This window comes from Selenomonas sp. AE3005, assembly GCF_000686945.1.
Taxonomy (GTDB): domain Bacteria; phylum Bacillota; class Negativicutes; order Selenomonadales; family Selenomonadaceae; genus Selenomonas_A.
On sequence record NZ_JMME01000006.1, the window covers coordinates 115,271 to 132,444 of the forward strand.

Below are 17,174 nucleotides of genomic sequence, written 5' to 3' on the forward strand. Positions count from 1 at the left end.
TAATAAAAGGAATAAGTTGATAAATGTCGAAAAATAAAAAATTAAGGAAATATTTACAGCAGTAATGACTTTGGGCCGTTGATTTCTGAAGGCGGGTTAACGGAGGAATAAAGATGGATTTGCAAGTGAAAAAAATTTTGGCAGTGTCTGAAGGCGAGAAGTATGTTTATGATACTTCTGAGACATGGGTGGATTTATTTCAGAAACAGGCAGAGAAATATCCTGATAGACTGGCCGTGGCTGATGAAAACGGCAGCATGACATATAGGGAATTGGATGAAGTATCCGACCGCGTGGCAGCGTATCTCCTGGAGAAGGGACTAAAAGAGAATACCTTTGTGGCTATCCGCATGGGGCGGTCCAAGGAATTTATTGCGGCGGCACTGGGCGTGCACAAGGCAGGCGGCGCTTATGTACCGCTGGACTTGGAATATCCTGCCGGCCGCGTGACCTACATGATGGAAGATTCCGAGGCAAAACTTGTCATAACGGAAAATTTCGTAAGGGAGGCCACAGGAAAGGGCTTACCGCTTGGCAAGCATGATTATAAGCTGTCGCCGGAAGGCCTGGCTTATATGATTTATACCTCCGGCTCCACGGGAAAGCCCAAGGGGGTAATGATACAGCACAAGGCGCTCTTAAACTTTGTCCACTTCATTCGGGAGCGTTGGCAGCTGACGGAAAAGAGCCGGATTGCCTGCCATTCGAACTTTGCTTTTGATGCCTCAGTGGAGGATTTGTATCCTGCGCTTACGGCTGGCGGTTGTGTTTATATCGTCCCGGAAGAGGCCCGGCGTGATATCTTTGAAATGAAAAAATTCATCGAAAAGCACGGCATTACCGGCGGCTGCTATACCACCCGTTTCGGCCAGATGCTGGCCGGGGATGAGCCGCTGAATGTGGACTACATCGTGCTGGGTGGCGAGGCCATGACGAGCACCGTCAAAGCGCGCGGTGCGGTCTATAATACCTATGGCCCCACGGAATTTACGGTGGATGCTACGTATTTTGAACTGGAGAAGGGGAAGGAATATAATCCCATCCCCATTGGCCGTCCACTTTACAACTGCGCGGCGTTTATTCTGGGAGAAAAACAGGAACTGCTGCCACTGGGGGAAGTGGGTGAACTCTGCCTGTCCGGCCCGCAGCTGGCCAAAGGGTATTGGAAACGGCCGGAACTTACGGCGGAGAAGTTCATTGAGATTAAGATAGCAGATGATGATGTGCGGCGCGTTTATCGCACGGGCGATTTGGCCCGTTACAATGAGGACGGGCAGCTGGAATTCTTTGGACGCATAGACTTTCAGGTGAAACTGCGCGGATTTCGCATTGAACTCGGGGAAGTGGAGAGCGCGGCCCTGAAATATCCGGGCATTATGCAGGTGGCGGCCGAAGTAAAGCACGATACTCTTTGCCTTTACTACACGGCTGACAAGGATATCGACGAACAGGCCTGGAAGTCTGCCATGGAAGAAAGCCTTACGGATTACATGATTCCCGGCTGTTTCGTCCGGCTTGATAAAATGCCGGAAACGCCTAATGGCAAACTGGACCGTAAAGCGCTGCCGGAGCCGGTTATGGAGCGTGATGTAGAGTACGTTGCGCCGCGCAATGAACTGGAGCAGGCGATAGCCGACTGCATGAAGAAGGCTTTGGAACGGGATGTGAAGATTGGCGCTCTGGACAATTTCTTTGAGATTGGCGGCGACTCCATCAAGGCTATCCGTATGGTCAGTTTCCTGCGGGCACAGGGAATCCTGCTGAAGGCTAATGATGTGCTGAAACACCGCGTGGTGGAAAAGATTGCCCAGTTTGCCAGATATGGCGCTGCAGAAGTACAGGCAAGCCAGGAGCCGATAGAAGGTTTGGTGGAGGACAGCGGCATTTTCCTCTTCTACAAGGACCTTGACTACCCGGACAGTGCTTATTTCAATCAGTCCACCCTGCTGGAATGGAAGGGCAGGGCCGATTTTACGGCCTTGCAGGCGGCCTTTGATGGCATCACCTTCCAGCATGATATGCTGCGCAGTAGGTTTGAGCAGGGGCATCTCTTTGTAAAGGCCGCAGCTGCCGGTGAACATGGGGTGACACTGGAAGAATATACACTGCCTGATGAGACAGACAAGATAAAGGAACTCTGCGAGGATATCCAGTCCCATCTGGCGGTGGACAAAGCCTTGGTGCGGGCGGCGCTCCTGCATGCAGGCGCAAGGGACCTTTTCTTCATTACGGCGCACCATACCATTGTGGACGGCATTTCCTGGCGTATTTTGCTGGAGGATTTGGAGACGGCCTATGGTCAGGTTTTGGCCAAGGAACCCGTTAAGCTGCCGGAAAAGACGCATACCTATCAGGACTATGCGCAGGCCATGAAAGAGTACCGGGACAGCTATGCCCTGTCGCTGGAGATTCCATATTGGCAGGAAACGGTCCGCAAGGTTCTGGCTATGGAGACCTCCAAGGGGAAGGACTATAGCCGTCATTTTGCGCAGCTTACCGTTTCTCTGGACAAGCCCGGGACAGACAAACTGCTCGCGGCCAAACTTTCTGCCTATCAGCTGGAGATTAACGACCTGTTGCTGACGGCTGTCGGCAGAAGTTACCGGCAGACCTTTGGCAAGGACTCCCTGTCCCTGCAGCTGGAAGGTCATGGCCGTGAATACATTGGCAAGGAACTATTGACCGACCGCACCATTGGCTGGTTTACTTCCATCTTTCCGGTCGTGTTGGAAAAGCTGAATGGAGAGGCGCAGCATGATCTCATACGGGTGAAGGAGACGCTGCACCGTATTCCGAACAAGGGTGTCGGCTATAATGTCCTCGCCTTTGTGGAGGGACAGCATAAGCTCGCTTGGGAAAAGAATCTCATTCCGAAAATGGTGTTCAACTATCTGGGCGATGTGGCAGGTGCTGAGGACAACAGAAAGTATTTTGCCCCGGACAGCAAGGATGGTTTTTCCACGGGGCTGGACTATCAAGCGGTGAAGAATTGTGACGGCCCGGATTTGGCGGTCAACTGTCTGATTGACGGAGGACGGTTTGCCCTCTATTTGGACTACAATACGGGTCTTTACGATGAGAAAACAGCACAGGCCTTTGCACAGGGGATTCTGGGCGAGATTGGGGCGCTGACAGCGCATTTGGACGGTGTTCGTGAACCTGTGGCCACGGCCTCGGATTTAGGGGAAACTTCTTGGAGCGAGGAAGAATTCAACGCTGTTGTTGCTGAATTCGCGGCAAGAGGGGAACATATCGAGCGGATTTATCCGCTGACGCCGCTGCAGGAAGGAATGCTCCTTTCCCATGTCATGGACCCCCATGATTCGGCTTACCGACTGGTGGATATCTATGCCCTGAACTTCCTGCCCACGGAAAAAGAACTTCGCCTGGCATTGGATGCACTGGCCGTTAAGCATGAAGTCCTGCGCACGGCCATCATTCATGAAGGGGTAGCGGTACATCGTCAGGCCATCACGGACAGGAAACCCGGCCTTTCGCTGGTGGATATCAGCAAAGAGCAGGACAACTTTGCTGTCGCGAACAGGATACGGGAGAAAATGCTTAGAGAGGGCTTTGACCTGCAGAGAAGGCCGTTGTTCCAGATTATCTGCGCCAAGACCTCGGAGAATACTGCCTGCCTGATTACGGCTGTTCATCATATTATCGTTGATGGCTGGTGTGTGGGCACATATCTGAAAGACTTTGAGCATTTCCTGCAGATGGCAAGGGAAGGGATAACGCAGCCGGAGATTATGTCTGACAAGAATGGCCTTTATGAGGCCATGGTCAGGGAACTCATTGCCAAGGACAGGAAAGTTGCTGCAAGGTACTTTGCTAATCTATTGGAAGGCTATGAAAATCAGGCGGAGATTCCTGCCTATGGCAGGATTGCCGAACATGAGCGCTATAAGGATAATAGGATTATCAGACATCTGGATGCCGGACTGATTGGGCAGTTTGAGCAGATGTGCCGCAATGCGGGCGCAACTCTATCCAGTGGTATGGAACTGGCCTGGGGCATGGTGTTGCAGACTGTCTGCCGTCTGGATGATGTGGTGTTTGGCAAGGTGGTTTCCGGTAGGGATAATACCTCCGCCGATGTGTCCGACCTGGTCGGCCTGTTCATCAATACGGTTCCTGTGCGGCTTAAGGCAGGCAAGGATTCTACCGCGGCAGAACTGTTGCAGAATCTTTATGAACAGTCCCTGGAGGGAAATCCGTTTGATTTCTGTCCGCTGGCTGATGTACAGAAAGCGATTGGCATGACTGATGGTCTGGTCTATTCCATTCTTTCCTTTGAGAACTACGGGGATGATGAGGAAGGTTTGTCCATGCTGAAGCCCATGCTCGTCAAAGAAGAGCATGTGGGCAGTTATGTCGGCATTGATGCAATGGCTTTGGCCGATGGCAGCATCGAGGTGATTCTGTCCTTCGACCCGCAGCGTTACCGCAAGATTGAGATGGAACGCATCTTCGCCCTTATGGAACATTACATTGCCTGCATGGTGGAGCAGCCGCAGCGTTCACTTCATTCTCTGCCGCTGCTGGACAAAGAACAGGAAGCGGAGCTTATAGCTCTGTCCCAAGGGCCGACATATGTGTATGATATGTCCGAAACCTGGGTGGATATGTTCCTCAAGCAGGTGAAAGAAAGACCGGAACATACGGCCGTTGTGGACAGCACAGGAAAGTATACCTACGGGGAATTGGAGCAGGTGTCCAACAGCATAGCAGCCTGGCTGCGGGAAAAGGGAACCAAAGAGGGCGACTTTGTAGCCCTGCGCATGGACCGTGTTAAGGAATTCCTGGCCGGTGTGATTGCCGTGGAAAAGCTGGGGGCAGCCTATGTGCCCATTGACCCGGCATATCCGGAGGACCGTATTGCTTACATGCTCGAGGACTCGGCTGCGCGGGCTGTTTTGACCGAAGACGTGGTGGCGGAGGCCATAGCAAAATATCCAAAGGCAGAGTCGGTTAACCGCGCAGTGCCGCAGGGGCGCGCCTATATGATTTATACTTCCGGCTCCACGGGACGTCCCAAGGGAGTAGTGCAGAGTCACCGTTCCCTGCGTGCCTATGTGGAATGGCGGCTGGTTGATTTTGCTATCACGGAAAAGAGCGTTCATGCCGTGCATCCGAGTTTTTCCTTTGATGCATCTTTGGAGGATTTGCTCTGTCCCATCGCCGCCGGGGCTGAAATTCATATCCTGTCGGAGGAATTGCGCCGCAATATGGAGGAGATGAAGGACTACATCATCGAGCATGGCATCGTCCAAGCCTCGTTTTCCACGCAGATGGGCATGGCTATGCTCAATCAGTATCCAGATTTGCCCATGCGTTATATGTTGATGGGCGGCGAAAAGATGCTGCCCTGCAGAAAGACGGATATCCAGATTGTCAATGGCTATGGCCCCACGGAATTCACCGTGTGTTCGTCCTATCACTGGGTAGACCAGGAAAAAGACATAGATATTCCCATCGGCCGTCCCGTGCCCAACACCTATTCCTTTATCTGTGACGCCTATGGTCATCTGCTGCCCCAGGGAATGGCAGGCGAATTGTGTCTGGCTGGAAATCAGATTGCGGATGGCTACTGGAACAAGCCGGAAATCACCGCCAGAAGCTTTGTACCCTGTCCTTGGCTGCAGGGGCAGAAAATGTACCGTACAGGCGATTTGGCCCGTTACAATGAAGACGGGGAACTGGAATATTTAGGCCGCATAGACCATCAGGTCAAACTGCGCGGCTTCCGCATAGAACTCGGTGAGATTGAGAACTGTGCCAGCCGGTACGATGGCATTGAGCAGGTGGCGGCAGCTGTGGTGAAGGAGCAGCTGGTCCTTTATTACACGCAGGCAGAGGGCACTAAGGTAGATGTAGAACAGTTTAAGCACTTCCTGTCCGGGACACTTACGGAATATATGGTGCCAACCGTCTATATACCGCTTGAAGTCATGCCGCTGACGCCCAATGGCAAAATCAACCGCAAAATCCTGCCCGTGCCGGACTTGCAGGGCCAGCATGTTGCCTATGAGGCACCGACCAACGAGATAGAGAAAAAACTCTGTGATGTCTTTGCCAAAGTCTTAGGCCTGGAAGAAAACAGTGTGGGCAGAAATGATGATTTCTATCTTTTGGGCGGTGACTCCATAAAATCCATGCGGGTCATGGCAACGGCGGATATTGAGGGACTGAGTGCCAAGACCATCTTCAAGTGTAAGACAGCAAAGCGCATAGCGGCAGAACTTTCCGGACAAATGCTGGGGAATCTGCAGGCGTATGATGAAGAGGCGCGGAGCAAGGCTATCCCGGCAACGCTGGCGCAGATGCTGATGATTGATGACCAATTCATGGACGTACGTTCGCCCATGTATAATATTCCCGTATTCTATCGCCTGGAGGCAAAACTGGATGCAGAAAAGCTGGCCAAGGCGGTGGATGAGGCAGTAAGCCATCATCCTTCCTTAAACTCTGTGTTTACCATAGATATAGAGGGGGAAGGGGAAATCAGGCAGCATATAGAGCCGGGAATTCTGCAGAAAACAACCGTTAAGGATGTCACAGAAGAGGAACTGGAACAACTGACGCAAACGTTGGTGCAGCCGTTCCGTATCTTCAATGCGCCGCTTTTCCGCTCGCAGATTTTCCGCTGCGGTGAAAAGTTATATCTTTTCATGGACGTACATCACATGGTGTCTGATGGCACTTCCCAGGGCGTATTGCTCGCAGACATTGCCAAGGCTTACTGGGGAAAACCACTGGTACGCGATTACTATTACAGCTATCTGCGGCAGGAATGGGAGGCCCAGGGCACCAAGGAATTTGATGAGGCCAAGGCCTATTTCCAAAATCTCCTGGCCGGCCATGACTGGTGCAGGATTCCTACTCCGGATTTCGAGACATGGGAGACGGACTCGCATATAGAGGCAGAAGATGGCATCGTGACCGTCCAGCAGGTCGAGGCGGCGGAAAAACGCCGGGGCTACTCCCGCACCGTTTTGGCTATTACGGCAGCCATGCTCGCCTTGCAGGAATACTGTCATAAGGACGAAATCAATGTCGATTACCTCAACAGCAACCGTACGGAAAAATATTTGCAGAATACCGTGGGGCTCGTATTTAAGATGCTGCCTCTGGCTGTGGATTTGCAGCAATATTCTTCCCTGGAAATGCTGCTGCAGGAAGTGAACCGTCAGGTCATCGAGAGTTTTGCCAACAGTATTTGCGATTATAGTGCCAAGGAAAACATCGCCGAAGAAGACGCCATCGTGGTCAATTACGTTGCCCAATTGGGTGATGCCTCCAATATGGAGGGCTTTGAACCGACGGAAGTTCCCTTGGCCGGTGTGGACGAATCCATGATGGGACATGCAGATCTCTATCTGCAGGAGAAAAAAGGCGAGGTCAATATCCATATCGAATATTTGGCCCATGCCTATGCTGAGGGCAGTATCCGGAAGTTCCTGGATATCTACATCAAGCATTTCAAACAGTTGGTAAATGGATAATGTGAAAGGGGACCGCTGGATGAAAATAGAGCTTTCCGAACATTTTACGTATAAAAAAATATTACTCTACAGCCTGCCGAATATCGGCACCATGCTGGCGATTACTTCGTTTCAGATGGCAGATGGTTTTTTCGTGTCCAACTGGCTGGGGGTAAGCTCCTTTGCGGCTGTCAATCTGGTATTTCCCCTGCTGATGATGCTGGTGGCACCGGGTTTTATGATTGGTGAGGGCGGCAGTGCCTTTATCTCCAAGCTCAAGGGCGAGGGCAATATAGAAAAAGCCCGGCAGTATTTTACGCTGCTGGTGGCGGTGATATTTATCTGGGGCGCTTTCTTTAGTACTTTGATGTATATCTTCCTGCCGGATATTGTCCGGCTGCTGGGGGCATCAGAAGAACTTGTGCCCTATTGTCTGCGCTATGGACGCATATTGTTTCTGTTTATTGCGCCGCTGCTCGTAACAACGTCCTTTCAAAGTTTGTGGGTTATGGCCGAGAAATCACAGACAGGTTTTTACCTTTCTGTGGTGCAGGGCGTGACGCATGTTATTTTTGACTGGCTGTTTATCGTCGTGCTGGCATATGAAATCGAGGGAGCGGCGACGGCAACCGGCTTGGCAACTGTCGTGAACACGATTATTACCTTGTGGTATTTCTCCCGTCCCAATGCCTCCGGACTGCATTTTGTGCGTTTCCGCTTTGACCTCTATCGGCTGGCGAAGATTTGCTACAATGGCATATCCGAGATGGTTGATGCCGTTTCAGTCAATATCCTGGAGCTGGTATACAATCTGCAGCTCATGCTGCTGCTCGGGCAGTTAGGTGTAGCGGCTATCGGTGTGCACAGCTATGTCGGTGAGGTGTTTTTATCCGTTTTCTTTGCCCTCAATACGACAACGGTGACGGTAGTCGGGTATAAATATGGTGCAGGGGATTTTGACGGCATAAGGGATTTGATGAAGAAAAACATCGTTTTAACGCTCGGCTTGGGTTTCATAATGACCGTTGTTGGTGTTTCTTTGGCCGATGAAATTGCCACCTTATATCTCGGCTACGACGCAGAGGCACATGCTTTTGCGACCAGAGCCCTTAGAATTTGCGCACTGGAATTTTTCCTGTACGGTTTTTGCCTTGTGACCTCGGGCTTTTTTACGGGGCTGGACCGCGGAACAATTTCGGCAGTCATTGCTGTCTGCCAGTCGCTTATTGCGCCGATTGTCTTTATCTACTTGTTCCCGGTACTGTTCGGCGCAGATAACATCTGGTACGCTGCTCCGGCGGCTACAGTGGTAGGCGCTATTCTTGGCACGGCCTTCCTGATAAAGAAAATGCCGTTGCTCGGCACGGAAGAGGATTGATGACGTTTGGGTGAAGTGATTATTACGCTATTGCCGGTGGCCTGTCTGCGCACACATCTGTGGGAGGCTGAAAGACTTTTGCCGGCAGCGCGCTTTTCCAAGATGATGCGTTACCGGCAGGAGGCTGACAGGCTGCGGTGCTTTGCCTCCTCCCTGCTGCTGCCAAAAGCTGCCCAGGGCCGCAGTGTTTCTTATAATGAAGAGGGAAAACCTCTGGCGGAGGGGCTTTTCTTCAATCTGTCGCATAGTGGGGCGTATGCCGTACTGGCCGAGGCAGACAGTCCTGTGGGCGTGGATATCGAGGAAATGGTGCCGCTGGGCGGCTGGGTACGGGAGGCGCTGACAAGTCAGGAATATGCCTGGATGCTGCAGGGGGAAGATGAGACTGTATGCCAGGAACGGTTTTATCGCTTATGGACAAGGAAGGAAAGTCTGGTGAAATGCGAGGGACAAGGTTTTGCGTCAGCGCCCGGAGAAATCAGTACCCTGCCTGTGGCTGAAGAGCAGTTAACAGATTATCTGGGAAAGACGTATGGGATTGGCAGTCTTAACCTCGGTGGTTATATGTTGTCGGCTGCCTTGCAGGGAAAGCAGCCGCGCCTTATAAGGCGTGACATTTCCTGGAAGGAAATCACCGGTGACAGTTGTTTGCTGCGCGAAGTTTAAGTTTTTACATAAAAGAAGGGCCTTGTGGCAATACTTTTACATGGAAAAGCATTGCCGCAAGGCCCGCTTGTTTTCGCGTGGCATGACATGTCAAAGCAGTTCACACAGTTTTTGGGCGACGGTTTCCGGCTTGATGGCATTCATGCAGGCATTGGTTTTATATTTGCATTTTGTTTTGAGACAGCGGCGGCAGGAATGGGGGCTGATGATGAATTCGTGCCCGGCCGTCAGCGGCCCGTAAACGTCAGGCTGGGTTGGTCCCCAGAGGGACAGCGTCCGGCAGCCGACAGCGTCAGCGATATGCAGGGGGCCGGTGTCACAGGAGAGCAGCAGCGTGACCGTTTTTAACAGGGCCCCCAGTTCCTGCAGGCTGGTTTGTCCGGCAATGGAAATGCTGGGACGGTTTAAGTGCTGCTGGGCCTCCTTTATAAAGACCTCATCGCTGGGCGCACCGCTGAAAACGATTTGGACGTTGGCCGGAACAGCCTGCAGGGCAATGCCGAAGTTTTGCGGCGCCCAGTTTTTGTCCGGCCAGGTAGTACGTACGGTCACCATCAGGATGGGGCGGCTGGTGTCGATGCTGCGCTCCTGCCAAAACTTGGCGGCAAAGCCGTCCAGGCTCACGGGCAGGTTCATGGTCAGCCCCGGGGTGAAATCTGACAAGTCAAAACCGAGGGGGATGAGGGCGCTCAAATAGCGGTGTACCTTATGGGGGCTTTTTATGTTGGGAGCCATTTCCGTCATGAAAAGGCTGTTGCCCTCGTGGCGTTCATGAATGCCGATGCGCCGCTTGGCACCGGACAGGCGCGCCAATATGCCGGTCAGAAACAGGCCCTGAATATCGAGCACCATATCAAAGTGCCGTGGCTTTAGCAGGGTACGGGCTTTTTTGATTTCCCGGCAGGCACTCATGAGGTCAAAGGCCGAAACGGCCTGGTCTAAAGGGCGCCTGTCCCAAAGCAGTATTTCATCGATAAACGGGTTTCCCGCCAGCATTTTATCAGCCGGCGGACTGACCAGCCAGGTCAGGTGACAGCCGGGCATAATTCCTTTGAGGTGCCGGGCCACGGTGGTGGCATGCAGGACATCACCGATGGCTGATAAGCGGATGATGAGTATGCGGCAGGACTCAGCTACAGCCGTGGTTTTATTTTGCATAAAGGTTGGTTTTCCTTCCTGTTCATAGTACAATGATTAGATAGGTCTTATATTAACATAGTAGAAAAGAATTGTCCAAGCTGAGGAAAGGATATGGACATGTTAAAAGATATTATCATTAAGTCTGTAGCCAGCAGTGATACGGTCTACCGGCGCGGTGTGAAATATTACAGGGAAGGCGCGGTAGAACACCTCGAATCTGAAAATGATGCCGGGAAGGAATGGACGGCCATGGTATATGGCACGGAAGATTATAATGTGTCTGTGAAACTGAATAAGAAACAGAACAATGTGGAAAGCTATACGTGTGACTGTCCGGCTGCAGCGCAGTATCTGGGGGCCTGCAAGCATGTGGTCGCAGTGCTGCTGGCCATTCAGGAAGAGCAGGAAAGCCGCCGGCCGCAATCAGCGCAGGAACTTTTGCGCGGGGTGATGGCCGACTACGGTATTGATACATTGAGCAGTTTGGCGAAAAAAAAGGCGGTCCAACTGCAGGAACAGCAATCAGCTGAGTCCCGGCGCATGTTTGCAGCTTTTCAGGAGGCGGCCCGGGATAACAGCAGTGCGCTGGCCGGGCCGTTGGTGTATGGCTATTTGGAACCGCGGCTGTTCACGGAAAGTTTTTACGGCAATCACCGCAACTGGCTGGAGTTCCGTTTTGGCCTAGACAAGCTGTATGTGGTCAAAAATATCGGCGCCCTGGTGCAAGGCGTGGAAAGAGGCGAACAGTGGCAGCTGGGCAGCAAGTCTGTGGTCAACCTGGGCACTGTGCGCTGGGGTGATGAAGTTTCGGCCGCACTCTATGGCCTGTTGCAAAAATACTATCGCCTGGAACAGAGCATGTTTGCCGCCGGGGGCAGCAGCCGTTACTATTACACGGATAATCGGTCATACCTTTTTGACCAAAAACAGTTTCGTTTATCGCCGGAGGCCCTGGGGGAATTTCTGACGCTTATGGGCGATAAAAGTTTTGAAGTTCATATTGAAGGCAGTGTGCCGGAGCGAGTCTGCACCCAGCTGGGAAATCCGCAAATCAGCCTGGCCCTGCAGGAAAAAAACGGCCACGGGGAATTGTTGGTCAAACGGGCTGATATTGCAGCGTTGACCCGGGAATGTGATTACGTATATCAGGACGGCATTATATACCGGTGTGACAAAAAATTTGCACGTTCTATAAAGCCCCTTATAGATACTTTTGACGCGACAAACAGCGTATCGATAAATAAGGCTGATATGGCCAGGTTTTTCGGTCAGGTACTGCCGCGCATGGAGATGGCCGCTGCAGTCGACGTTGATGATAAATTCCAGGAGCAGTATGTAATTCACCCGCTGACGGTGGAATTATACATCGACTATGAAGGCGATGGCATTGCTGTGCGTCCTAAGTTCGCGTATGGCGACGCGGTGTTTAATCCGCTGGTAGAGCCGGAACCGCCACTGCGTGACGGCCGGAAACTGGTGCGGAATAATGCCAGTGAAGATGAGATTATCACCAGGCTTACACATTATGGTTTTCGTAAAAAACGTGACCAGCTGGTGCAGACGGACGAAGAAAAGAGCTACGAATTTTTGACAGCGGAACTGCCATATCTGCCCGACTGGGTGGACGTGTTCTATTCTGATGCCTTTGGCAGCCGTCCGGTGCGCCCTATGCCGAAGGTCACGGCCGGTGTCAGTGTCAATGACGCCAACTTGCTGGAAGTCAGCTTTAATGCCAAGAATCTGGATTTTAACGAGCTGATGGAGATATTGGATTCCTACCGGCAAAAGCGCAAATATCACCGCTTGAAGGACCGGAGCTTTATCACACTGGGTGACCAGCAAATGCAGGCTGTTGCAGATTTTGTGGACAATACCGGCATTGCCCGGAGCAAGGCTGAGGGCATGAAGGTGGAGCTGCCTTTGTCGCAGGCCATGTATCTGGACGAACTGGCCCGGGCTGATGAATCCCTGCGTCTGGAACGCAGCCGCGAGTTCCGCACGATTGTTCGGGATATCCGGCACCCGGAGGAAAACACGGTGGCTGTGCCGGAAAGCCTTAAGGGGGTTCTGCGCGAGTATCAGGTGACGGGCTTTAACTGGCTGTCCACGCTGTCCCAATACCATTTGGGCGGCATACTGGCCGATGACATGGGGCTGGGGAAAACCTTGCAGGTGATTACCTTCCTGTTGTCCAAGCAGGATTACAAGGAACCGCCGTCGCTGGTCATTGCACCGACATCGCTGATGTATAACTGGCTGGAGGAAATAGAGCGTTTTGCCCCGGATTTGAAGGCCTGTGCAGTGGCCGGTTCCAAGGCCGAAAGGCAGACGATTCTCGATGAGGCAGATTCCAGTTACGATGTGCTGATTACCACTTACAATATGTTGAAACGGGACATTGATATGTACGAGAAACGCCGTTTCCGCTATGCCTTTTTGGACGAGGCACAGCATATCAAAAATCCGACCACGCAAAATGCGCGGGCGGTGAAACGCTTGAAGACAAGCGGCTATTTTGCGCTGACAGGTACGCCGATTGAAAACACTCTGACCGAGCTGTGGTCTATTTTTGATTTTCTCATGCCGGGCTATCTGTACAATCACAAACGCTTTAAGGATACGTACGAAACGCCCATTGTCCGGGAACAGGACGAGCGGAGCCTGACGGATTTGAAACGTCATGTCATGCCGTTTATCCTGCGCCGCATGAAAAAGGACGTGCTGACGGAACTGCCGGACAAGGTGGAGCGCAAGATGGTCAGCTCCATGACGGCCAAGCAGGAAAAGATTTATCAGGCCTGGTTCCTTAAAAGTCAGAAGGAGTTTGCCCAGCAGCTGGCAGCCGGTGAAGACAGCCGGATAAAGATACTGGCCATACTTACCAGACTGCGGCAGATTGCTTGTGACCCGGCAATGTTTTTGGAGGGGTATACCGGCGGTTCCGGCAAACTTGACCAGTTGGAAGAATTGGTCAGTGAGGCCGTGGAGGGCGGTCACCGTATTTTGATTTTCTCCCAGTTCACCACAATGCTGGGACATATTGGCGAGCGGCTGAAACAACAGGGCATTGCTTATTATTATCTGGACGGTTCAACGCCGCCCCTGGAGCGTATCCGCCTGGTCAAAGCCTTTAACGAGGGCGTTACGCCGGTATTCCTTATCTCGCTGAAAGCCGGGGGGACGGGCTTAAATCTCACGGGGGCCGATATGGTCATTCATTTTGACCCGTGGTGGAATCCGGCGGTAGAGGACCAGGCTACGGACAGAGCCTACCGTCTGGGACAGAAAAACAACGTGCAGGTTATCCGCCTGTTGGCCAAGGGTACGGTGGAGGAAAAAATCTATGAGCTGCAGCAGAAGAAGAAATCCCTGATAGACCAGATGATACAGCCCGGCGAGAATTTCCTGTCGCGGTTGACGGACGAAGAAATTCGGGAATTGTTCCAAAAGTAAATGTAAATCTTTTGTGATTCCTACAAAAATGAATTAAATTCATTTTTTACCTTTTCAGTAGAAAACTTTTCCGATATAATAGAAAACAGAAGTAAACGGAAGTTGAAATCAGTTATGGAATTGGGGCGATGTTACCATGGAAGAAAAAATGGGCCGCCGGGAACGGAAAAAAATGCTATCCCGGCAGGCGATATTAGCAGCGGCTGTGCGTGAGTTCAGTCAGAAGGGGTTCAAGGAAACATCGGTGGCTGATATCATGAATGCGGCTGACTTGGGCATAGGCACCTTTTATAATTACTTCCAGTCCAAAGAAGAAATCCTCATGCATTTGCTGGGGGGCATGGTGCAGGAAGTAGACGACTCGCTGAAAGAATTGAAAGAGGCCAGGCGGCCGGCCTGTGAACAACTGGCCTCCGCTTGTTCAATCACGGCTAAGTTCCTTGATGAAAACCGCTATGTCCTGCCGCTGTTTTTAGCCGCGGCGGAACATTCAGGCCTGCCGGAGAAGGCGGAAGAGCGCAAGCCGATGCCGACGCCGGGCTTTAAGCACCTGTTTGAGAGCATTTTGCAGGAGGGGCAGCAGGCCGGAGAAGTGCGCAATGATGTGCCGCCGGAGCTGATAGCGGAGATGTTTCATTCCATTTATCAGGCAGCGGCGTTCAGCAAGCTCGGAATTCCCTTTCAGGAAAATGTGTCTATGAAAATGCGGCTGCTGCTTGCTGGGATTAAGGCACAGCCGGATACTTAATGTGTAATATATTTTAGGAGTGGAGAAGCTCGCATGATTAGTGTTACTAAACTGTTATTTGCTAGGGATTATTATGGGGATAACCTGCGTTATACGCAGAATGCGCACAGTATGCGCAATGGCGCTGCCGAGGGCATGGGGCCGGTAGTGGTCTGGAATTCAACCAAGACCTGCAATCTGAAGTGCATGCACTGCTATATGCAGTCTGACGCCCAAAAGTATAAGGACGAACTCACTACGGCGGAGGCCAAGAAATTCATTGATGACCTGGCGGACTTTAATGTGCCGGTGCTGTTGTTTTCCGGCGGCGAGCCGCTGATTCGTCCGGATTTTTTTGAGCTGGCAGAGTATGCACAGAAAAAAGGCGTGCGGCCGACGTTGTCCACCAATGGTACGCTGATTACCAGAGAGGTGGCCCAGCGCATTAAGGATATCGGCGTGGGCTATGTGGGCATATCGCTCGATGGCCTTAAAGATGTCAATGATAAATTCCGTGGTGTCGAGGGCGCTTATGAACGGGCGATGGAAGGCATTCAGAACTGCGTGGCCGTGGGCCAGCGTGTGGGCCTGCGTTTTACGATAAACCATCATAATATCATGGAACTGGACAATATCTTTGACTTTATCGAAGAAAAGGGCATAAACCGTGTTTGTTTCTATCATTTGGTTTACTCCGGCCGCGGCGAAAAGATGGTCAATCAGGATGTAACACCGGAGCAGTCCCGTAAGGCTATGGATACCATTATCCGCCGCACCCGTGACTTTGAGGAGCGTGGTCTGGAAAAGGAAATCCTGACGGTGGACAATCACTGCGATGGTGTTTACATGTATCTCAAAGCCCTGGCTGAGGGGCGCGATGAAACAGCGGCGCAGATTAAAAAGTACATTTCCATGAATGGCGGCAACCGTTCCGGCATTGCCTTTGGTGAGGTTGACCCGTTGGGCTACGTGCATCCTGACCAGTTCACGCAGCATCATACCTTTGGCAATGTCCGCGAGCGCAAGTTCGGTGACATTTGGACAGACGTAAGTGCCAGCCCCATTTTGGCCGGCCTGAAAGATAGAAAACCGCTGCTGAAAGGCCGCTGTGCCCGGTGCAAATTCCTGGACAACTGCAATGGCAATTTCCGCACCCGGGCTGAGGCTGTGACCGGTGATTTTTGGGAATCGGACCCTTCCTGTTATCTCACCGATGAAGAAATCGGTATCAAGTAAGGAGGGCGCAGCATGAAGATTGTATCCTGGAATACCACCAACAACTGCAATATGTATTGCGCTCACTGTTACCGTGACGCCGGCTGCAAGGCAGAGGACGAGCTTTCCACGGAGGAGGCCAAGAAACTTCTGCGCGAAATTGCCAAGGCCGGTTTTAAAATCATGATTTTCTCCGGCGGTGAACCGCTGACGCGTCCCGATATTGTGGAGCTCGTGAAGTATGCTGCCGATTTGGGCCTGTTCCCTGTGTTTGGCACGAACGGCACTTTGATTACGCTCGAAATGGCCAAGGCCTTAAAGGAGGCCGGGGCCAGAGGCATGGGTATTTCCCTGGACTCGCTGGATAAGGACAAGCATGATAAGTTCCGTTCCTTCCCCGGCGGCTGGGACGGTGCTGTACAGGGCATGAAAAACTGCCGGGAGGTGGGGCTGCCCTTCCAGATTCATACTACGGTTATGGACTGGAATCAGCACGAGCTTGAGGCTATGACGGATTTTGCTGTGGAAATCGGCGCCAAGGCGCATCACTTTTTCTTTTTGGTACCTACGGGCCGGGCAGCTACCATCGAAGAAGAATCCCTGCGTGCTGAGCAGTATGAAGATGTGCTCACGCGGATTATGAAGAAACAGGAGCAGGTGGATATTGAATTAAAACCAACCTGCGCACCGCAGTTCCTGCGCATTGCTGACCAGCTGGGGATAAAGACACGATTCCACCGCGGCTGTCTGGCAGGCCTGAGCTATTGTATCATCAGTCCGCGCGGCAAGGTTCAGCCCTGTGCGTATCTGAATATGGAACTGGGCGACGTGCATGACACGCCGTTTGATGAAATCTGGCGTGACAGTGAAGTGCTTAAAAAATTGCGGACGCTGGAATACAGCGGCGGCTGCGGTACCTGCAGTTACAAGGGTGTGTGCGGCGGGTGCCGGGCCAGAGCAGCCTATTATCATGGCGGCGACTACATGGCCGAAGAACCGTGGTGCCTGTATCATGGGCGGCGTGGAGAATAATTTTGTGAGGCAGACGGTAGGGCAAACATTACCGCTTGCCTCATTTTTTTGTGCATGTCATAAGTATTGTAATCAT

The 17,174-nt window shown here is 52.0% G+C and carries 8 protein-coding genes; 7 read left to right on the forward strand and 1 reads right to left on the reverse strand.

Annotation, left to right across the window (positions count from 1 at the left end; all coding sequences use genetic code 11):
- Positions 1-113: 113 nt before the first annotated feature.
- From DL94_RS0105810 to DL94_RS15235, 3 genes are read left to right on the forward strand one after another with little or no spacing between them, the layout of a single operon-like run.
- Positions 114-7,508, forward strand: a complete 7,395-nt coding sequence (locus DL94_RS0105810; protein WP_028129353.1) for a non-ribosomal peptide synthetase — start codon at positions 114-116, stop codon at positions 7,506-7,508.
- 19 nt (positions 7,509-7,527) lie between these two features.
- Positions 7,528-8,865: an MATE family efflux transporter gene (locus DL94_RS0105815; RefSeq protein WP_028129354.1), complete on the forward strand. Its 1,338-nt coding sequence runs from the start codon at positions 7,528-7,530 to the stop codon at positions 8,863-8,865.
- A gap of 15 nt (positions 8,866-8,880) precedes the next feature.
- Complete coding sequence (locus DL94_RS15235) at positions 8,881-9,531, forward strand: 4'-phosphopantetheinyl transferase family protein (protein WP_231464571.1); 651 nt, start codon at positions 8,881-8,883, stop codon at positions 9,529-9,531.
- 90 nt (positions 9,532-9,621) lie between these two features.
- On the opposite strand, the gene DL94_RS0105825 is transcribed toward DL94_RS15235, so the two are convergent.
- Positions 9,622-10,689, reverse strand: a complete 1,068-nt coding sequence (locus tag DL94_RS0105825) for a glycosyltransferase family 9 protein (RefSeq protein WP_051586334.1) — start codon at positions 10,687-10,689, stop codon at positions 9,622-9,624.
- Between the two features lie 93 nt (positions 10,690-10,782).
- Here DL94_RS0105825 and DL94_RS0105830 point away from each other — a divergent pair, with 93 nt between their 5' ends.
- The 4 genes from DL94_RS0105830 (at position 10,783) to nirJ2 (ending at position 17,098) form a co-directional block, all read left to right on the forward strand.
- Positions 10,783-14,124, forward strand: a complete 3,342-nt coding sequence (locus tag DL94_RS0105830; RefSeq protein ID WP_369793707.1) for a DEAD/DEAH box helicase — start codon at positions 10,783-10,785, stop codon at positions 14,122-14,124.
- Positions 14,125-14,260: 136 nt separating this feature from the next.
- Positions 14,261-14,872: a TetR/AcrR family transcriptional regulator gene (locus DL94_RS0105835; protein ID WP_028129357.1), complete on the forward strand. Its 612-nt coding sequence runs from the start codon at positions 14,261-14,263 to the stop codon at positions 14,870-14,872.
- A 33-nt stretch (positions 14,873-14,905) separates the two neighbouring features.
- Positions 14,906-16,087 carry a putative heme d1 biosynthesis radical SAM protein NirJ1 gene (nirJ1, locus tag DL94_RS0105840; RefSeq protein WP_028129358.1) on the forward strand — a complete coding sequence of 394 codons (1,182 nt, stop codon included), beginning with the start codon at positions 14,906-14,908 and terminating at the stop codon, positions 16,085-16,087.
- Positions 16,088-16,099: 12 nt separating this feature from the next.
- Positions 16,100-17,098, forward strand: a complete 999-nt coding sequence (gene nirJ2 / locus DL94_RS0105845; protein ID WP_028129359.1) for a putative heme d1 biosynthesis radical SAM protein NirJ2 — start codon at positions 16,100-16,102, stop codon at positions 17,096-17,098.
- Positions 17,099-17,174 lie beyond the last annotated feature (76 nt).

Excerpts from the sequence above, each read along its gene's own strand:
- DL94_RS0105810 (WP_028129353.1), top strand. The coding sequence starts at position 114 with ATGGATTTGCAAGTGAAAAAAATTTTGGCAGTGTCTGAAGGCGAGAAG.
- DL94_RS0105815 (WP_028129354.1), top strand. The coding sequence starts at position 7,528 with ATGAAAATAGAGCTTTCCGAACATTTTACGTATAAAAAAATATTACTC.
- DL94_RS0105825 (WP_051586334.1), bottom strand. The coding sequence starts at position 10,689 with ATGCAAAATAAAACCACGGCTGTAGCTGAGTCCTGCCGCATACTCATC.
- DL94_RS0105830 (WP_369793707.1), top strand. The coding sequence starts at position 10,783 with ATGGACATGTTAAAAGATATTATCATTAAGTCTGTAGCCAGCAGTGAT.
- DL94_RS0105835 (WP_028129357.1), top strand. The coding sequence starts at position 14,261 with ATGGAAGAAAAAATGGGCCGCCGGGAACGGAAAAAAATGCTATCCCGG.
- nirJ1 (WP_028129358.1), top strand. The coding sequence starts at position 14,906 with ATGATTAGTGTTACTAAACTGTTATTTGCTAGGGATTATTATGGGGAT.
- nirJ2 (WP_028129359.1), top strand. The coding sequence starts at position 16,100 with ATGAAGATTGTATCCTGGAATACCACCAACAACTGCAATATGTATTGC.